Raw genomic sequence first — 17,714 nt, 5'->3', positions numbered from 1 at the left:
GCTCACGCTGCGCCGTGGTTCACGCCCAAAATGCCATGCAGGCGTGCGCTGGTCGTAGTGTATTCCAGCAGGGGCTTGCTGCCTTGCAGATACTCGGCTGCGGCAAAGGCTGCCATGGTGGCCTCGTGGAAGGCGCAGACAATTAAGCGCTTCTTGCCGGGGTAGCTGACGATATCGCCAACCGCGTAAATTCCCGGCGCACTGGTGGCCAGCGTTGCGGGATCGACCATCAGTTGCTTGCGCTCTAGCGCCAAGCCCCAGTCTGTCACTGGGCCGAGCTTGGGGGAAATGCCTTGAAACACCAGCAGCTGCTCGATGCTTAAAGGGTGTTCATTGCCAGCACCATCCATCCACTGCACGGTTTTGAGTTGGCGATTTTCTTGCCCAATCTCGGTGACCTGGCCAATCAACACTTCAATAGCACCGCACTCACGCAGCTGCTGGAGTTGGGCCAACTTCGCAGGCTCAGCATTAAAGCTGTCGCGGCGGTGCATGAGCGTGGTTTTAGCGGCCGTCTTTGTGCAAGCGATGGCGGCATTCACAGCCTCTTCATCGCCGCCATAAATCAGCACCTCGCGGCCAGCCGCCATGTCTAGTTGCAGCGGGTGATAGTGCAATTGGGAGGCTGTCAGCAACTCTATGCCTGAAACTTTCAAGGCCTTAGGCACAAAAGCGCCTACGCCTGCGGCAATAAAGATGCTGCGCGTGTGAAGCTGCGTGCCTGTAGACGTTGTGACCTTCCAGCGGCCATCTTGCATGGCCTCTAAGGTTTGCACCTGCTGGCCAAGGTGGCGGGGCACCTTCATGGGGGCGATCTGCTTATCCAGCAACTGCACCAGTTCTAGCCCCGTACATACCGGGATGCCGGGCACGTCGTAGATGGGTTTGTGGCCGTATAGCTGGCTGCACTGGCCACCGACATGGGGCAGGGCGTCAATCAAATGGGCTTGAATGCCTTGCAGACCTAACTGAAAGGCCTGAAACAAACCCGCCGGACCCGCGCCAATAATGATGGCGTCGGTTTCCACGGCGGGTTGTTGGGGAGAGGAAGCGTTGGGCGTTGCGTTGGACATGCTCATGCTGGTAAGCGTAGCGCAGTCCACGCCCAGTTTGGCTTAGCGCTCCAGCAAATCCAGTTTATTTGGCTTGCCATTCCACTCGTCGGCATCGGCCAGAGCAGGTTTGCGCTTGGTGATGCTTTTCCAAGTCTTAATCTGAGACAAGTCGACGTTCAGCTTGATGAAGGCCAGTTGATCGGCAGGCACATCTTCTTCAGCAAAGATGGCGTTGGCTGGACACTCTGGAATGCAGACGGCGCAGTCAATGCACTCATCAGGATCGATGACCAGGAAGTTAGGACCTTCACGGAAGCAGTCCACGGGGCAAACATCCACGCAATCGGTGAATTTGCACTTGATGCAGTTTTCGGTAACGACGTGAGTCATTTGGATTCTTCTTGTAGGGTGGGATTGGTAAACCCTGTGATTCTAGGTTTTTTCCCGCTTAGCCCCAGTGCCAAGCCGGATAAGGCCGCACGGCAATCTGATTTTTCGATCAGATCAGTGCGCGGCCATTCAACGTTTTTTAGTTTAGTGAACCAGCACAGCACCTGCTGTAGCGTTGCTGGCAGTGTCCACCAAGATCATGGCGCCCAGTTGGCGAGCCTGTGTGAAGGCGGCAGCGGGAATCGCCTCTTGCAGCACCAGTTCTACTTGGCCAATGGCGTTGGCCTCCAGCTGCTGGGCATCTTCTTGAGCCAGCGTGTTGATGTTCAGGCGGTGCACCAAGCTGCGAACTTTGGCCTTGACCCAGCGATGGCCGTGCAGCGCCCAGTACACGCGCCCGGGCACCAAAGGCTCGTTATCCATCCATGCTACGGTGGCGGTAATCTCGCGGGTAGCGGGCCATGGGCTCACTGCTGCGGGCGCGTCAAAGTCGTCTTCGGCGGCGGCTGCAGCGACTACGGGCGCCGCCACAATCCAGTCGCCGCGCGAGACATCAACTTCGCGGTCCAGCGTAATGCCGGCGGACAGGCCTGCTGCCACATCCTTGGGAGTGCGTGCATGGTCGATGACCTGAGCCACAGTCGCCAGTTGGCCGCTGGGCAGAATTTGCACTTGTGCGCCAACTTGCGCGATGCCGGTGGCGACACGGCCCCAGAACACGCGGCGGCCTTGGCTGGTATCTGCAGAGGACGAGAACTTCTCGACCCACTGCACGGGAAAGGCCAGCGCCAAAGCGTTGTCGCTGGGCGTGTTGGGCAGTTGCTCCAGCACTTGCAGCAAGCTAGGGCCGTTGTAGCCCGCCCAGCCCGCTTCGGTGTTGACCACGTTGAAGCCCTTCAGCGCTGACACGGGCACGGTGGCCGCGACCTTGATAGCAGCCGTTGCGGCAAACTTTTGCAGTGCAGCGCTGATGTGGACAAAGGCAACAGCCGGGTCTTGCACGGCATCAAGCTTGTTGACCGCGAAGATCAGCGAGTTCACGCGCAGCAAGTGGGCCAGCAGGCTGTGGCGGCGGGTCTGGGGCAGCAGCTCCAGATTGGCGTTTTGCCAGTCCAGCTTGGTGGCGTCGACCAGCACCACAGCAGCGTCCGCACTCGATGCTGCGGTGACCATGTTGCGGGTGTACTGCTCGTGGCCAGGCGCATCTCCAATGATGAACTTGCGCGCTTCGGTGTTGAAGTAGCGGTAAGCCACGTCGATGGTGATGCCTTGCTCGCGCTCGGCGGCCAAGCCGTCGGTCAGTAGGGCCAGATCGGTTTCGCCGCTCTTGGTGACCCCAGCCAACTGGTCTTGCAGCACAGCGCGGGTGTCGACCAGCAAGCGGCCAATCAATGTGGATTTGCCATCATCGACCGAGCCGCAGGTAATAAAGCGCAGCGCAGATGCATGGTCGTTTTGGCCGGTAGTGCTTGATGTATCTGCACTAGCTGCTATGGAATTAATAGTTTCAGTCATCGCATTGAACTCGTTGATTCAGACATTGCGTAAAAAGGGGCGCGATCCAGAACAAGGGACGCCGAGCAAGAGCCGCCTCGCGGCGAGGGCGTCGTCCCCCTCCCGAAGAGAGAGGGGGAAGGCGCGCAGCGCCTCAGGGGATGGCTCTAGAAATACCCATCCTTTTTGCGTTTTTCCATCGATGCTTCGCTGGTCTTGTCATCCATGCGGGTGGCGCCGCGCTCGCTCACATCAGCGGCCAAGGTTTCGATCACGATGTCTGAGGCCGTTGCGGCGGTGCTCTCCACCGGGCAGGTGCAGGTGATGTCGCCCAGAGTGCGGAAGCGCACATCGCGCACCACGACTTGCTCGCCATCTTTGGCGGGGGTCAGCTCGGTCACGGGCACCAGTAGGCCCTTGCGCTCAACGATGTTGCGCTGGTGGCTGTAGTAGAGGCTTGGCAGGGCAATCTTCTCTCGCTCGATGTACTGCCACACGTCCAGCTCGGTCCAGTTGCTGATGGGGAACACACGGAAGTGCTCGCCGGGCGCAATGCGGGTGTTGAACAGCGTCCACAGCTCAGGGCGCTGGGCCTTGGGCTGCCACTGACCAAAGCTGTCGCGGTGGCTAAAGATGCGTTCCTTGGCGCGAGCTTTTTCTTCGTCGCGGCGTGCGCCGCCAATCAGCGCGTCAAAGCGGAATTCTTCAATCGCTTCGAGCAGCGTGACCGACTGGTGCGCATTGCGCGGCTCTTCAGGGTGGGCCAAGCGCACCGTGCCGCGCGCCATGGAGTCTTCTACGCTGCGCACGATCAGCTCAGCGCCCAGTTCTTTGGCACGCAGGTCACGGAAATCGGTCACTTCAGGGAAGTTGTGGCCGGTGTCGATCATTAGCAGCGGAAAGGGAATGCGGCCCGCACCAAAGGCTTTTTCCGCACAGCGCAGCATGACCAGCGAATCCTTGCCGCCCGAAAACAGCAGGGTGGGGCGCTCAAACACGGCAGCGACTTCACGCAAGATGAAGATGGTTTCTTCTTCCAGCGCATCCAGATGGCTGTTGCTCAGGTGATTGAGCACGGAGGTATCCACTCGGGCGTTCATTACTTATCCAATCAAATCATGCTGTAGCGCATATGGAGAATGCACAGACAGCTATCTTTTTTTGCGGCAACTCAGGGCGTTGCGCTTGAAACTGAGCAGGTCCACATCAGGGGCACCGTGCAAGGGCCGCCCCGCAGCACCGGTGCCGTCCCCCTTCCGCGCAGCGAGAAAGGGCGAAGCCGCAAAGCGGCTCAGGGGGTTAATGAGAAATGTGCAAGCCGCACTCGCGGTTGTCTTCGCCCTTGGTCGGGTCCACATAGTCAAAATTGTTGGGCAGGCCGTGCTTTTGGCAGTACTCGTGCAGGTCTTTAGACGACCAGTGCAGCAGCGGCGCTACCTTGATCAGCCCGTCAGGGTTGATGCTGACGGGGTCCATGGCAGCGCGCACCGCAGTGTCGGTGGCGCGCAAAGCGGTAAACCAGACCTTGGGCGCTGTCTCCCGCAGGGCGCGGGTAAAGGGCTCTAGCTTTACTTCTTGCGTAAAGGCGGCGTGGCGCGGGTCATCCAGAGCTGGCGTGGCGCCTTCTACTGCTTCGCGGTGGGCACGGCTGCGCAGCGGCAGGTAGATCTTGAGGTTCAGGCCCAGCTGCTTGGTGACCGCGTCGGCAAACTGGTAAGTAGCTTCGGTGTTGTAGCCGTTGTCCATCCAGACCACGGGCACATCAGGGCGGGCCTGAGCGACCATGTGCAAAATCACCGCTTCAAAAGGGCGAAAGTTGGTGGTGACGATGGTGGGCTGGCCCAGACCAATAGCCCAGTTCACCAGCGCTTGGGCGTCGTGGCCCAGTTCGGCGTTGATGGCCGACAGGTTCAGTTCGCTCATGCCAGCTCCTGCGGAAAGTGGGGGTGGTGCTCCACAGCATCGGCTTGGTAGTAGCCGCCAAAGCGTTCGAACTGGCGCTGGGCATCAGCGGCATCCACGCCTTCGCGCAGCACGGCAGAGCTAAAGCCTGTGCGCTGCATTTGCACCAACTGGTCGATCAGCACATCGCCAGTGGCGCGAATGTCGCCCGTGAATTTCAGGCGGCGGCGCAGCAAATAGGCTTGGCTGAAGGCGCGGCCGTCGGTGAAGTTGGGAAACTGCAGATCCACCTGAGTGATGCCGTCCAGATTGGCTTCTAAGGCGTTCACATCGTTGGCCAGTACCAGCACGCTGCCAGTGCTCTGGGCAGGTGCTTGGTAATCGTTGTTTGCCAGAATTTTCATGACTTTGTCTTTCTTCTTGCTCTTGTTCTTCAGGCCACGGCTTCTTCTTCAGCGGGCGCGGGGTGGCGGGCAGCTTTGCCTGCATCCTTGAAGGGGTCCAGACCAATGCGGCGCACGGCGTCCACAAAATGCTCGCCCGGCTGGCGCAGGTCGCGGTAGGTGCTGAGCACGGCTTCGATCACGTCCGGCACTTCGGCAGCGCTAAACGATGGGCCAATGGCCTTGCCGGCCACGGCGTTGCCAGACAGCGTGGAGCCATCCGAGCCGCCCAAGGTGACCTGATACCACTCTTTGCCATCCTTATCCACGCCCAGAATGCCGATGTGGCCGCTGTGGTGGTGGCCGCAGCTGTTGATGCAGCCGCTGATGTGCAGATCAATCTCACCGATGTCGTCCAGCTCGTCCAGATCCTGATAGCGGGCGGTGATGGCGTCGGCAATTGGCAGGCTGCGGGCGTTGGCCAGCGCGCAAAAGTCGCCGCCGGGGCAGGCAATCATGTCGGTCAGCAAAGCCACGTTGGTGCTTGCCAGACCCAAGGCCTTGGCCTCGGTCCACAGCGCATACAGCTGGCCGACTTGTACCCAGGGCAGCATCACGTTTTGGTCATGGGTGACGCGGGCTTCGCCTGCGGAGAAGGCATCCACCAATTGCGCCAGTGCGTCGAGCTGCTCGCTTTGCGCATCGCCGGGCGCTTGGCCTACGCGCTTGAAAGACAGGGTCACGGCGCGCAGACCGGCAATGCGGTGGGCGTGTACGTTGCGCGAAACCCAGCGCGAGAAGGCGGGGTCCTTGGCGGCTTGCTCGATCAGCTTTTGCTCGTCGGCAATGGCGTTGGCCACTGCAGGCAACTTGGGCGTGGTGAACATGGCGGCCACGCGGTCAAACTCGGCCTGAGGCACGGTGTGTGGGCCGCCATCGACTTCAACGATTTGGCGGAATTCTTCTTCCACCGCATCGATATAAGCCTGACCTTCGGCCTTGACCAAGATCTTGATACGCGCCTTGTACTTGTTGTCGCGGCGGCCTAGTTCGTTGTAGACGCGAACAATGGCTTCGATGTAATTCATGATCTGGTTCCACGGCAGGAACTCACGAATCACAGTACCGATCACAGGCGTACGGCCCATGCCGCCACCTACAAAAACTTTAAAGCCAATCTCACCGGCTGCGTTTTTGACCATGTGCAGGCCCACATCGTGCCAGCCGGTGGCGGCGCGGTCTTCGGTGGCACCGGTGATGGCGATCTTGAACTTGCGTGGCAAAAAGGCGAACTCAGGGTGCAGCGTGGTCCACTGGCGCAAAATTTCAGCGTAGGGGCGGGGATCAATTGCTTCGTCCGGGGCAATACCGGCCAGCGCGTCGGTGGTGGTGTTGCGAATGCAGTTGCCGCTGGTTTGAATGCCGTGCAGGTTGACGCTGGCCAGCAAATCCATCACATCGGCAGCTTTGGACAGGGGGATCCAGTTGAACTGCACATTGGTGCGGGTGGTGAAGTGGGCGCAGTTCTTGGGCAGATAGGTAGTGCCCATCTTGCCTTGGCCTTCGAGGGCGGTCTTAAAGACTTCAGCCTCGGGCTCGTCGTAATCACGGGCGACCTTGGCCAGCACGCGAATCTGGGCGGAGTTGATCTCGCCATAAGGCACGGCCACGCGCAGCATGGGCGCATAGCGCTGGACATACCAGCCGTTTTGCAAACGCAGCGGGCGGAAATCATCTTCCGCCAGCTTGCCTGCCTGCCAGCGTTGTAGCTGGTCACGGAACTGGTCGGCGCGTTGCTTGACGAACGCTTTGTCGAAATCGGTGTATTGATACATGTCTTCAGCTCTTCCGTGGGGCGAATGCCTTGCCTTTAGAGCCGCTAACTCAACCCTTGATACGTCGTTGCATCGCCTTGTCGTACGTATGTACTGCCTGCGGCTTGGCGCCTCGTCTCAAACGCAAACCTTGGGTTTGCTGAGCTGTGTTAGCCGCTCTGAAGGGCTTGGCACTGTGGTCGTTGGGTGGAACTGTAGAGATTCTTTATATAAAAACAAACGATTATTTAGTCCTTCATATATAACTAAATGAATATGTGAGATTGTGGGAAAAGGCCAAGTTTTGGGGCGAAAAGCGCGTTTTTGAGGGATTTCCTTGCTCCGCGCTTGCATTTATGGATATGAAGGGTTTGCTGATTCCCTAGAATCGGGGCTTGTTTAATGATTGAGGCGCCTGGATCGAAAGCGGGTGCCTGACTATGGAAATAGCCATACTTTTAGCCCTCATCTGTTTGAACGGCGTGTTCGCCATGTCGGAGATTGCGCTGGTCACAGCCCGCAAGAGCCGCATGCAAAAAATGGTGGATGAGGGTGATAGCGGTGCACTAGCTGCTATCAAACTAGGAGAGGACCCAACGCGTTTCCTCTCTACCATTCAAATTGGTATCACTTCCATCGGCGTGCTCAACGGTATCGTCGGTGAGGCGGCTTTGGCCGGCCCGGTTGCGCTGTGGCTCACCAGCTTGGGCATGGAAGTCAAGGCTGCGGGTTACACCGCCACCGGCTTGGTGGTCTTGGTCATCACCTATTTCTCTATCGTTGTCGGTGAGCTGGTTCCCAAGCGTTTGGGCCAAACCAACCCCGAGGCGTTTGCCCGTCTGGTCTCCCGTCCCATCAACTTTCTGGCCTTGGCCACCAAGCCTTTTGTGTGGCTGCTGTCGGCGTCGACTCGCGGCTTGCTCAAGCTCATGGGCGTCAAGGAAAGCAATGGCAGCGTGGTGACTGAAGAAGAAATTCAGGCCATCTTGGTCGAAGGCCATTCAGCAGGCGTGATCGAGTCGCAAGAGCACACCATGGTGCGCAACGTGTTCCGTCTAGACGACCGCCAAATCGGCTCGCTGATGGTGCCGCGCAGCGATGTGGTGTTTCTCGACATCGACGACAGCCTAGACGTCAACCTGACGCGCATGGAAAGCGCCGACCACGCGCGCTACCCTGTGGTGCGTGGCGATATGAACAATATCGTCGGCGTGCTCAACGCCCGCCAGTGGCTGGCCCAAACCGTGCGCCAAAAGGGCGAGCAAAAGCTGGGCGACCAGTCCTTGCAAGTGGCTTTGTATGTGCCCGAGACCATCACGGGCATGGAGCTGCTGGATAACTTCCGCACCTCTGACCTGCAAATGGCGTTTGTGATCGATGAGTACGGCGAGGTGCAAGGCATTGTCACGCTGCAAGATTTGATCGAAGCGATTACGGGCGAATTCCAGCCGCGTGATGAAGAAACCAGCTGGGCTGTGCAGCGCGCAGATGGCAGCTGGCTGCTAGATGGCCATATCCCCGTGCCTGAACTCAAGGACCGTCTGAACCTTGACGCCGTGCCTGAAGAAGAGCGCGGGCGCTATCACACCCTCAGCGGCATGGTGATGCTGCTCTTGGGCCGAGTGCCCAAAGAGGCCGATATGGTGGAGTGGGAAGAGTGGCGCTTTGAAGTGGTGGACATGGACGGCAAAACGCTGGACAAGGTCTTGGCTACCAAGCTGGAGAGCTTAATTTCAGACTCAGAAGCGGCGCTGCTGTAATTTCAGCGCTAGGTATTGAGAGCGGCCCTTTATAAGCACTTTATAAGCCGTTTAAAACCCATTAAAAAGAGCAGCTAGCGCTTGTGGATCAAGCACTGGCTGCTCTTTTTTTAGGAGTTTTATTCAGCTTGCGTGGGCTTTGTAGTTACCTGCTCCACGCGGCTCCACAAGCGTTGCGTGCCCAGCGACTGCGCCAGTTTTGCGTCCAGCGGCAAGGGCTCACCATGCAAGCGCGCGGCCAGCAGCTCGCCGCAGAGCATGGAAAGCGTCAATCCCCGCGAGCCTAGCCCTGTCAGCACCCACAGCCCGATTTGGTCATTGGCCGACTTCCCTATCGGGCCCGCAAGCGGCAGGCGGTCATAGGCAGCGCAGCGCACTCTGGCCCAGGTTTGTTCCAACGTCTCGGGCTGCTGCTGCGCCGTAAAAAAGGTCTGCAAGGCGCGGCTGCACTCGGGCAGCAGGGCGGCCAGTTTTTCAGCGTTGCCCGCATGGGCGGCTAGCTGATCGGCTTGGCTGGGCGGAAGCTCGGTCACATCGCGCTCGAAGGTGGAGCCCATGATCCATTGATTGGCGCTGGCGCTGCTTGGCTTGTCTGGATTACTGCTCAGAAAGTCCGGCACCAAGTTGCCGTTGCCGTTGACGGGGAAGGGCGGCATGGCCGCCTGCGTTTGCGTCGTATGGTCTGCCACGCTGACCTGCCCGCGTATGGCTTGCAGCTCCCATAGCCCGGCATCCATGCCACTGGCTTGCAGCAGGCTTTTGCTGGTGGGGCCTAGTGCCAGCACCAGCATGGGGGCTTGGGCGATGGTCTGGCCTTCTGGGTTCAAGACCTGCCACTGGCCGCTGGCTTCATCGCGCAGCAGCTTGGCGGCGTGGGCATTGCCTTGCCATTGAATTAGCGGCGACTGCAACAAAGCGCGCACCAACTGGGCCGGTCTGACCCAGCCTGCTTGCGCATGCCATAGGGCGTGGCTGTCGTTGGGTAAATGCGCAGCGGCCAAGTGCTGGCTGCTGGCTGGATTACTCCACTGCAAGCCCCAGCCCGATTCAGCGCTGTCTGCCCTGAGCCATTGCGGGGGCAGGTGGGTGGGCTCGTTCAAGTCGTGCTCCAGCACGCCGCTGTGCGCCCAGTCTTGGCCGGCGAGCAGTTGCTCAGCCGTACTGAGCTGCTGCAAAGTTTGTAGCGTGGTACGCACGCCGCTGCGTGACAAGCGCGATAAAACACTGTCATCGGGCGAGACGTGGGGGCAAAACAGACCGGCAGGCAGACCTGATGCACCGGCCGCAGGCTGGGCTGCACTATCAAGCACGGTAACCTGCCAGCCGCGCCTTGCCAAACTGGCAGCTGCTGCTGCACCGGCCAGGCCCGCGCCCAGCACCAGGCAATGGCTGGGCTGCTGAACGGGGGGCGCAAAGCCATCAACGCGCTGGCGTGGCTCCCACGCGGGGTTGTAGCTGGCTTGCAGGTTATGGCGCTTGGGCGGCGTGCCCGCGATTTTTTGAACGTCAAAACCCTGAGTCTTTAAAGCCTGCCGAACGCTGCCAGCCACACACCAAGTCGCCAGCTGCGTGCCGCGGCGGCAGTGGCGGGCGATGTTTTTCATGGCGTCTTCATCCCACAACTCGGGGTTGAGCTGGGGTGAAAAGCCATCGAGATAGACGCTATCAACTGTGAGCTGCTGCTTGCGCAGCATGATCTGCGCCGGGCCGATATAAAGCGTCAGCAGCACTTGGCCGTTGTCAAAAGACAGGCGGTGTACGCCCGGCAGCAGCCCCCACCATTGATCGGCCAGTTGCAGGCCCAAGCTGCGCAGTTCCTCATCGGCTGGCAAGGATCGAAGCAGGTCTTCGCGTGAGACGGGGAAGGCCTCTACCGAGACAAAATGCAGCAGCCTTGCGCGCTGCGGGTCTGCCTTCCAGGCCGCCCAGGTCACCAGAAAGTTCAGGCCAAAGCCAAACCCGGTTTCCAAAATGCGCCACTGCGGCGCGTTGGCCCATGCAGCGGGCAGGCCGCAGCCGCCTAAAAACACCTGCTTGGCTTGCTTCAGCCCGCCATCCTCGCTGTGATAGCGATCGCCAAATCGGGTGTTATAGGGAGTGCCGTCAGGCATCCATGTGATGGGTTCAGGCATGGCAGAGGAAGGTGCATTCACAGGGCGTGATGCTTAAAAACTGGCGCGCTCCAGCATTAGAGATGCCGGGCAAGAGCCGCCTTGCGGCGAGGGCATCGTCCCCATTCCGCGAAGCGAGAGAGGGGGAAGGCGCACAGCGCCACAGGGGGTGCTTCATCTTATTCCCAGCGTTGCTGATAGGAAAAGACGGGAAGGCGCCACTTGAAACGAATAGCTGCCATACGAAACGCCAGACCCCCGATAAAACAGACGATGGTGCTGACGTTGGGGCTTACCTCCAGATAGCGCAGGCCGAGGAACATCAAACACACGGCCAGCGACACGCTGGCATACAGCTCGCGGCGGAAGACTACGGGCACTTGGTTGCACAGCACGTCGCGCAAAATGCCGCCGCTGATGCCGGTAATCATGCCCGCCATGATGACAACGATGGTGGGGTAGCCCAGCTCTAGCGCGGTATTACAGCCGATGAGCGAAAAGGCGATTAAGCCCATGGCGTCCAGCAGCAAAAACACCTGTTTGAGCTTGACCATGTGGCGTGCGACCAGCGTGGTCAGCAGGCCAAAGCTGATGACCAAGTACACATATTCGGGGTGCTGCGTCCAGCCAATCGGGTAGTGGCCCAGCACCATATCGCGAATGGTGCCGCCGCCCAAAGCGGTGACGAAGGCGATGACAACAACGCCAAAGATATCCATATTGCGCCGGCCCGCAGCCAGTGCGCCGGACATGGCTTCTGCCGCAATGGCCACCAAATAGATGGCCAGCATGACGGTGAAATTAGAGGCCTGGAACGAGTCCAGCAAAGAGATAGAGGGAAGCATGAAGGCTCTTGAAAATAAACCAGCCACTCGCATCAGCGGGTTGTCTGGCGTGCCTCTCCCGCTGTCCTTTTACCTGAGAGTTGCGCATAAGCACCATCGTGGCGGTCATGCTTGCCCCTTCGGTGAGCCCTACAAATTGCGCATTGCGGGCTGCTCTCCAGTTGGCGATATCCGGGCCTTGTCTGGCCCACCTGCGGTTCTTAGTGCCTGAGCGATTATGGGAGTTTGCGCCTTCGGCGGGAGCCGTTGCAGACCCCTCTCTCCCGCAGGATGGGCGCGATTCTAGCCTGCCGTAAGGCGCTTTTAGCGACTCATGGCTTCGTTTTGCTTTTGCCCTTCAGTTTTAGTCCATAAAAAAGCGCTGCTGGCAATCCACCAGCAGCGCTTTTGAGAGCTATCGCTTTATTGCTTGATGATTAAAGCGGAAGAATTGTCTTTTCGTAAGCGCCATTAATCATGATGGCCGAAGCTTCATAAAAAGCCAGTGAGCCGCAGACAATACCCACCCAGCCGGCGATATTGAGAATGCTAGTGCTGCCCGTAAAGTAAGAGGCAGACAATAAGAAAAACAAAATAGCCAAGGAGCCGAACAGCAGTTTGCCGGTGGTGTGACCCTTTAATGTTTGCAGGAAAAAGATAACCGTAAACATGCCCCAGATGGCTAAATAGCAACCCATAGAAGTGGCATCAGGTTTTGCGGCGCCAAAAACACCGGGTGCCAGCCATAAGAAAACCAAGGTCAGCCAAAATGCGCCATAGGCCATAAAGGCGACGCTGGCGAAATTATTGCCTTTCTTCCAAGCCATGACACCCGCAATAAACTGCGCGCCACCGCCAAAGAAAATGCCCATTCCCATAATCATACTGTCGACCGGGAAAAATCCAGCATTGTGGATATTTAATAAAATCGTGGTCATTGCAAAGCCAAATAATCCCAGCGGTAATGGGTTGGCTGTGTTGTCTTTCAGGGTATAAGTATTATTCATCACCAATAATCTCGTTCGGTTTTTTTGAGCGTGAATTGTACTGTCGGGGAATTCCCTTATTTCTGAGAATAAGGAGCTGACATCAAGGTGTCAGCTTTGGTTTTTATCTACGTAATAACCACTATGTTTTGCGCATCGTTGGTGATAAAGAAATAATAAATTTGATAGCGTTATGTCTAATCGATATAAAGGCTAGCGGCTAATTTTGCTGATATTTCTGCCTCATGCTTGATTGAAGAGTAGGAGCCGGGGCGAGACCCGGCCTCTGTCGCTGGCGACGCAATGAAGTTAATTTTGATAGCTGCTAGTGCAAGATGCATAAGCACTAGAGGCGGATTTAGCTTGTTTTTGCCACATGCCTGATTCACCGGCAGGAGCCGGGTTTCGCCCCGGCGGGCAAGCTACTTTCTGAGGCCAGAAAGTAGCCAAAGAGCCTGACCCCGCTGCCCGCGTCCCCTTCGCTACGCTACGGGGCAAACCTGCTCCGCCAACCTCTTGTTGCTGTGCGGCCCAACTCACTGCGTGCCTGCGGCACTCCGTTCAAACACACGGCCGCAGAAGTGATGACGATGCGTCTGCACTCTTCGGTGCAGCCGCCCGCAACAAGAGGCCGCCGTCGCAGGCGCGGGCAAAAGGGCGGGGGAGCCGGGATAGCTTCTTTAGCAAAATAGATAGCTGCTGCCCAAGGTGAGGTGCGGACTAAAAGCCTATTTCGTCACAAATCTGGCAGGCCGTCCGCTCCCGGCTTCCACCCCTTGTGTCAGCGCCTGCGGCACGCGGTTTGGGCTGCGGGCAGCGCTGCCGCAGGACAGCGTTGCTTCGTCATCTGACTTGCCGCCGTTTGTTTGAGCGAAGCGCTGCAAGCGCGCAGCGAGTTGGGCGGCACCGCAGCTTGAATGGCGTGACGCAGGTTTGCCCGTAGCGCAGCGGAGGGACGCAGGCAGTAGGGTCGCCTTTTCTTTGGGTACTTATCTTTTGGCGAAGCAAAAGAAAGTATCTCGCCAGCCGGGGCGAGACCCGGCCTCTGTCGCTGGCGACGATATGCAGCTAATTTGATAGCTGTATGTCTAATCAACACAATGACTAGAGGCTGATTTAGGTTGATTTTTTGGCGTCATGCCTGATTGGCCGACAGGAGCCGGGTTTCGCCCCGGCAGGCAACCTACTTTCTGCTGCCAGAAAGTAGGCAAAGAGCAGCACCCCTACTGCCCACGACCCTTCGGCTTCGCCTGCGGGCAACCTGCGCCGTCAAGCTCTTGGGGCTGTGCGGCCCAACTCACTGCGTGCCTGCGGCACTTCGTTCAAACAAACGGCCGCAAGTCAGAGCACGAAGCTGCCGCACTCTGCGGTGCAGCAGCCAGCCCCAAGAACTTGCCGTCACAGGCGTGGGCACAAGGGGCGAGATACCGAATACGGGATAGCTTCTTTATCAAAATAGAGAGCGGCTACCCAAGGTGGAATAAGCACTAGAGGAGGATTCCGTCACAAGTCCGGCAGGCCGTCCATTCTCGGCTTCCATCCCTTATGTCTGCGCTTGCGGCACGCGGTTCGGCTGCGGGCAGCACTGCCGCAGGACAGCGTTGCATCGTCATCTCCCTGCAACTCCAAATAGATAGCGAGCCACCGCAAGCACAAGCTTGGCTAGAAGTCCATGTGAGCATGCACTTTGAAGGTTTTGAAAGAATTCCAGAAGGGCTATCGGCTATAACCCCTCATCCTTGAAACAAGAAGATACAAGTGAAGGGTGGAGGCAATGGCGGTATTGATACCCGCGCTCAGCAGTTGCGCGGGGCGGATGACGAGTGGTGAAAAACGCTTGGCAGAGCGTTTGCAGCAAAAACTCGAAGACGATTACTTGCTCTGGTGGGATGTGCCCATTGGCCCCAAACAGACAAGGCCTGACTTTGTGGTGGTGCATCCGCGCCGGGGTGCGCTGATTTTGGAAACCAAAGATTGGCACCTCGACACCATTCGCAGCGCCACCCGCGAGCGCTTTGAAATTTTGGTCGATGGCCAAGTCAAAGTGGTGATGAGCCCGCTGCAGCAAGCGCGGCACTGTGCCATACAGGTCATCAACGCCTTGGAGCGCGACCCCCAGCTTATTGATGGCGATGGTCCGCACCAAGGCAAGCTGGCCTTTCCTTGGGGGCATGGCGTGGTTTTTACCCGCATCACGCGCAAGCAGTTTGATGCGGCGGGGCTGGGCGATGCAATTGCTGCGCACCTCGTCATCTGCCAAGACGAAATGGTGGAAGTCGTGGATGCCGAAGCCTTTCAGCAGCGGCTGTGGGACATGTTCCCCCACAGCTTTGGCCGCACCATCACCCTGCCGCAGCTAGACCGTATTCGCTGGATACTCTTCCCCGAAGTGCGCGTGCCCCAACAGCAAGCCCTGTTTGGCAACGATGCGGCCGATGAGGATGAGCTGCCCGACATCATGCGCGTGATGGACTTGCAGCAAGAGCAGCTAGCCCGCAGCTTGGGCGACGGCCACCGCGTCATTCACGGCGTGGCAGGCTCGGGCAAAACCATGATCCTGGGCTACCGTGCCGAGCACTTAGCGCAGACCCAAGGCCCGGGCAGCAAGCCGATTTTGGTGCTTTGCTACAACGAGCCGCTGGCCGTCAAACTCGCCGCCAGCATCGCCGAAAAAGGCCTGTCTGAGCGCGTGCATGTGCGCCACTTTCACAAATGGGTGTACGCCCAGCTCAAGAGCTACCAGCAACTGCCGAGCTACGCAATCGACTGGAATGTGGACGCCAAGATGGAAGAGTACGTCCGTTGCCTGATTGCCGCCGTGGACAAAGCTCACATCCCGGCTGGCCAATACCACGCCATCCTCATCGACGAAGGCCATGACTTTGCGCCCGAATGGCTGCGCCTTGTCACCCAAATGGTGGACCCCGCCACCAACAGCCTGCTGCTGCTGTATGACGACGCGCAAAGCATTTACGACCGGGGTCAAAAGCGTAATTTCAGCCTGAAAAGCGTGGGCATACAGGCGCCGGGCCGCACCACCATTCTCAAAATCAACTACCGCAACACGCGCCAGATTCTGCAACTGGCCCACCGCGTGGCGGGTGACATGCTCACCCCCGAAGACGCCAAGGACGAAGACGGCATTCCGCTCTTAAAGCCACTGAGCTGTGGCCGCGAAGGCCCGGAACCCATCATCATCGACCTGCCCACCCTCTACGCCCGCGCAGGCCGCGTGGCCGATTTGCTGGCTGACCAGCATGCCCAAGGCCATGCCTGGGGGGAGATGGCCGTGCTGTGTCGCCATAAGGACGAAATGTTTGTCTGCGCCGACGCCCTGCGCCGCAAGGGTTTGCCGCACCGGGTGCGGGAGAGGGCGGGGGACTTTCAACCTACGCACGATTCCATCAAGGTGATGACCATGCATGCGAGCAAGGGGCTGGAGTGGCCTGTGGTTGCGGTTGTTACTTCGGATGAGGAGCGTAAGGCTCGGGATGTGAAGAAGGATGGGGCGTTGGAGGCTAGGTTGGTTTATGTGGCTTCGACTCGTGCTACTCAGAAAATTATTTATCAATGATCTTATTTGTATCTGCTGGGCAAGAGGTTACTAGAAAATCTAATACCTCGATTAACCGAAGAAATATGTATTTGAACTATGGTTTGCTGACAATAGCAACTTATTTTTCAAATAAAGGCTACCCTTGCATTCAAGTTCAGGGCCATTTTTATCAGCCATTGGAATTTTTCAATCATTACAAAAGATTGGGATATTTTGAAAATGATAATCCAATATTTATTTCCATTCCTAGTTTTTATGCTTTGTCTTGGACAAGAAAATTTCTTGATTTTATAAGGGCTGATAATTTAAAAAGAAAAATTATCATTGGAGGAAGATGGTTGATAGATGGAGAACCTCAAAAATTAGTTCAAGAAATTGGTCGTGTTGACTATATTGCGGATGGATTGGGAGAGTCTCATTTAAATGGTATTGAGAATGAATTCTTACTAAGACTGAAAAAAAATCTCACGTCAGGGAAGCATTCAGTACTTGATTATAGTGTCTTGGAGAATAGATATCTATATCAGCCGAGTATTGAGGTTTCTAGGGGTTGCGGGATGGGTTGCTCTTTTTGTCAGGAGAAAGATCAACCATTAGAGAAATTGATTGCTCCGGAAATTTTGTGTAATCAAATTGAAGAGACATTGCTTCATGATTCATTAACAAAAATGACACCATACTTTGAAGCTTCAATGTTTATCCCATCAAAAGAATGGAGTAAGAAGTTTTATGAAGTGAAGAAGCATCATGTTTTGCTGGATCATCTAGAATGGAGGACCGAGTCTAGAGTTGACTCCATTAACCCACAAGTATTACCTTTTTTGAGTGATTCAGGATTAAAAATTATTGATTTGGGTTTGGAGAGTGCATCAGAAGTTCAACTTAAAAAAATGTCTAAAACCAATAATCCAAAAAGATATTTGGAAAGAGCTTCTTTAATATTAAAGGAAGCTAAAAATAATAATATTAAAGTTAAGGTTAATATTTTACTCTATGCGGGTGAATGTGCAGCTACTGTACGAGAAACTATGGATTGGCTTCATCAGCATAGAGAATTTATTTTTGGGGTTTCTGTTGGACCAGTTGTTGTTTATGGTTGGGATACTAAAGTTGCTTCATATATGGAGCAACTAAGATCCTTTGGTGCTACTCCTGCAGATTTTAATAGTATCAAAGGGGTTCAGCAGATAAATTTAAGCCCATCTATTGATCATCATGAAGCAAGATCACTTTCGATGAAAATAAGCCGAGAATTTATGAGTGCAAAAAATTTTTTTGAATTGAAAAAATTCTCATATTTCTCTAGAGATTATTTATATAATGATTTTTTGTACGATTTGAAAAATGAAGATAAAAATAATCTGAGTTTTTCGATTTAAAAATATAAATTCGATTAAGTAAAATTATTGGTTTCATATGAAATAAAATCTCATGTGTTG

At 56.4% G+C, this 17,714-nt stretch carries 13 protein-coding genes and 2 riboswitches; of the genes, 3 read left to right on the top strand and 10 right to left on the bottom strand.

The genetic code is table 11. From position 1 onward, the window contains the following. Positions 1 to 2: 2 nt before the first annotated feature. From KUF54_RS08895 to KUF54_RS08865, 7 genes are all read right to left on the bottom strand, one after another. Positions 3 to 1,079: an NAD(P)/FAD-dependent oxidoreductase gene (locus tag KUF54_RS08895; RefSeq protein ID WP_219342430.1), complete on the bottom strand. Its 1,077-nt coding sequence runs from the start codon at positions 1,077 to 1,079 to the stop codon at positions 3 to 5. A gap of 36 nt (positions 1,080 to 1,115) precedes the next feature. Then, entirely contained in the window at positions 1,116 to 1,445 is a 330-nt protein-coding gene (gene fdxA, locus KUF54_RS08890) for a ferredoxin FdxA (RefSeq protein ID WP_219342428.1), read from the bottom strand. 144 nt (positions 1,446 to 1,589) lie between these two features. Beyond that, positions 1,590 to 2,960: a sulfate adenylyltransferase subunit 1 gene (locus KUF54_RS08885; RefSeq protein WP_219342427.1), complete on the bottom strand. Its 1,371-nt coding sequence runs from the start codon at positions 2,958 to 2,960 to the stop codon at positions 1,590 to 1,592. Positions 2,961 to 3,106: 146 nt separating this feature from the next. Then, positions 3,107 to 4,039: a sulfate adenylyltransferase subunit CysD gene (gene cysD / locus KUF54_RS08880; protein ID WP_219342426.1), complete on the bottom strand. Its 933-nt coding sequence runs from the start codon at positions 4,037 to 4,039 to the stop codon at positions 3,107 to 3,109. Positions 4,040 to 4,238: 199 nt separating this feature from the next. Then, positions 4,239 to 4,862 (bottom strand): phosphoadenosine phosphosulfate reductase family protein, encoded by a 624-nt coding sequence (locus KUF54_RS08875; RefSeq protein WP_219342425.1) that lies wholly within the window; start codon positions 4,860 to 4,862, stop codon positions 4,239 to 4,241. Then, positions 4,859 to 5,245, bottom strand: a complete 387-nt coding sequence (locus KUF54_RS08870; protein ID WP_219342424.1) for a DUF934 domain-containing protein — start codon at positions 5,243 to 5,245, stop codon at positions 4,859 to 4,861. The genes KUF54_RS08875 and KUF54_RS08870 overlap by 4 nt, the downstream gene beginning before the upstream one ends. A gap of 29 nt (positions 5,246 to 5,274) precedes the next feature. Next, entirely contained in the window at positions 5,275 to 7,059 is a 1,785-nt protein-coding gene (locus tag KUF54_RS08865; RefSeq protein ID WP_219342423.1) for a nitrite/sulfite reductase, read from the bottom strand. A gap of 419 nt (positions 7,060 to 7,478) precedes the next feature. Between KUF54_RS08865 and KUF54_RS08860 the strand changes: the two genes are divergently transcribed. Further along, positions 7,479 to 8,798: a hemolysin family protein gene (locus KUF54_RS08860; protein WP_219342422.1), complete on the top strand. Its 1,320-nt coding sequence runs from the start codon at positions 7,479 to 7,481 to the stop codon at positions 8,796 to 8,798. 119 nt (positions 8,799 to 8,917) lie between these two features. Here KUF54_RS08860 and mnmC read toward each other — a convergent pair whose 3' ends face one another. From mnmC to KUF54_RS08845, 3 genes are all read right to left on the bottom strand, one after another. Then, positions 8,918 to 10,909: an FAD-dependent 5-carboxymethylaminomethyl-2-thiouridine(34) oxidoreductase MnmC gene (gene mnmC, locus KUF54_RS08855; RefSeq protein WP_219346339.1), complete on the bottom strand. Its 1,992-nt coding sequence runs from the start codon at positions 10,907 to 10,909 to the stop codon at positions 8,918 to 8,920. A gap of 179 nt (positions 10,910 to 11,088) precedes the next feature. Further along, positions 11,089 to 11,754, bottom strand: a complete 666-nt coding sequence (locus KUF54_RS08850; protein ID WP_219342421.1) for a trimeric intracellular cation channel family protein — start codon at positions 11,752 to 11,754, stop codon at positions 11,089 to 11,091. Between the two features lie 51 nt (positions 11,755 to 11,805). After that, positions 11,806 to 11,925, bottom strand: a riboswitch (glycine riboswitch). Between the two features lie 13 nt (positions 11,926 to 11,938). After that, a riboswitch (glycine riboswitch) is annotated at positions 11,939 to 12,030 on the bottom strand. Positions 12,031 to 12,170: 140 nt separating this feature from the next. Further along, positions 12,171 to 12,740: an acetate uptake transporter gene (locus KUF54_RS08845; protein ID WP_219342420.1), complete on the bottom strand. Its 570-nt coding sequence runs from the start codon at positions 12,738 to 12,740 to the stop codon at positions 12,171 to 12,173. A gap of 1,753 nt (positions 12,741 to 14,493) precedes the next feature. On the opposite strand from KUF54_RS08845, the gene KUF54_RS08840 reads away from it, so the two are divergent. Further along, positions 14,494 to 16,293, top strand: coding sequence for a DEAD/DEAH box helicase (locus KUF54_RS08840; protein ID WP_219342419.1), 1,800 nt, complete (start codon positions 14,494 to 14,496; stop codon positions 16,291 to 16,293). Next, positions 16,290 to 17,654 carry a radical SAM protein gene (locus KUF54_RS08835; protein WP_219342418.1) on the top strand — a complete coding sequence of 455 codons (1,365 nt, stop codon included), beginning with the start codon at positions 16,290 to 16,292 and terminating at the stop codon, positions 17,652 to 17,654. Before KUF54_RS08840 ends, KUF54_RS08835 begins: the two co-directional genes overlap by 4 nt. The last annotated feature ends 60 nt before the right edge of the window (positions 17,655 to 17,714 follow it).

It is taken from the genome of Comamonas sp. Y33R10-2 (assembly GCF_019355935.1).
Taxonomy (GTDB): domain Bacteria; phylum Pseudomonadota; class Gammaproteobacteria; order Burkholderiales; family Burkholderiaceae_C; genus Comamonas.
The sequence above is the reverse complement of the archived record's forward strand: the minus strand, read 5'-3'. Positions and strand labels throughout refer to the sequence as shown.

Bases quoted from the DNA above. Each gene is read 5' to 3' on its own strand.
- KUF54_RS08885 (WP_219342427.1), bottom strand. From the start codon at position 2,960: ATGACTGAAACTATTAATTCCATAGCAGCTAGTGCAGATACATCAAGC.
- cysD (WP_219342426.1), bottom strand. From the start codon at position 4,039: ATGAACGCCCGAGTGGATACCTCCGTGCTCAATCACCTGAGCAACAGC.
- KUF54_RS08870 (WP_219342424.1), bottom strand. From the start codon at position 5,245: ATGAAAATTCTGGCAAACAACGATTACCAAGCACCTGCCCAGAGCACT.
- KUF54_RS08860 (WP_219342422.1), top strand. From the start codon at position 7,479: ATGGAAATAGCCATACTTTTAGCCCTCATCTGTTTGAACGGCGTGTTC.
- mnmC (WP_219346339.1), bottom strand. From the start codon at position 10,909: ATGCCTGACGGCACTCCCTATAACACCCGATTTGGCGATCGCTATCAC.
- KUF54_RS08845 (WP_219342420.1), bottom strand. From the start codon at position 12,740: ATGAATAATACTTATACCCTGAAAGACAACACAGCCAACCCATTACCG.
- KUF54_RS08850 (WP_219342421.1), bottom strand. From the start codon at position 11,754: ATGCTTCCCTCTATCTCTTTGCTGGACTCGTTCCAGGCCTCTAATTTC.
- KUF54_RS08895 (WP_219342430.1), bottom strand. From the start codon at position 1,079: ATGAGCATGTCCAACGCAACGCCCAACGCTTCCTCTCCCCAACAACCC.
- KUF54_RS08835 (WP_219342418.1), top strand. From the start codon at position 16,290: ATGATCTTATTTGTATCTGCTGGGCAAGAGGTTACTAGAAAATCTAAT.
- KUF54_RS08875 (WP_219342425.1), bottom strand. From the start codon at position 4,862: ATGAGCGAACTGAACCTGTCGGCCATCAACGCCGAACTGGGCCACGAC.
- KUF54_RS08840 (WP_219342419.1), top strand. From the start codon at position 14,494: ATGGCGGTATTGATACCCGCGCTCAGCAGTTGCGCGGGGCGGATGACG.
- fdxA (WP_219342428.1), bottom strand. From the start codon at position 1,445: ATGACTCACGTCGTTACCGAAAACTGCATCAAGTGCAAATTCACCGAT.
- KUF54_RS08865 (WP_219342423.1), bottom strand. From the start codon at position 7,059: ATGTATCAATACACCGATTTCGACAAAGCGTTCGTCAAGCAACGCGCC.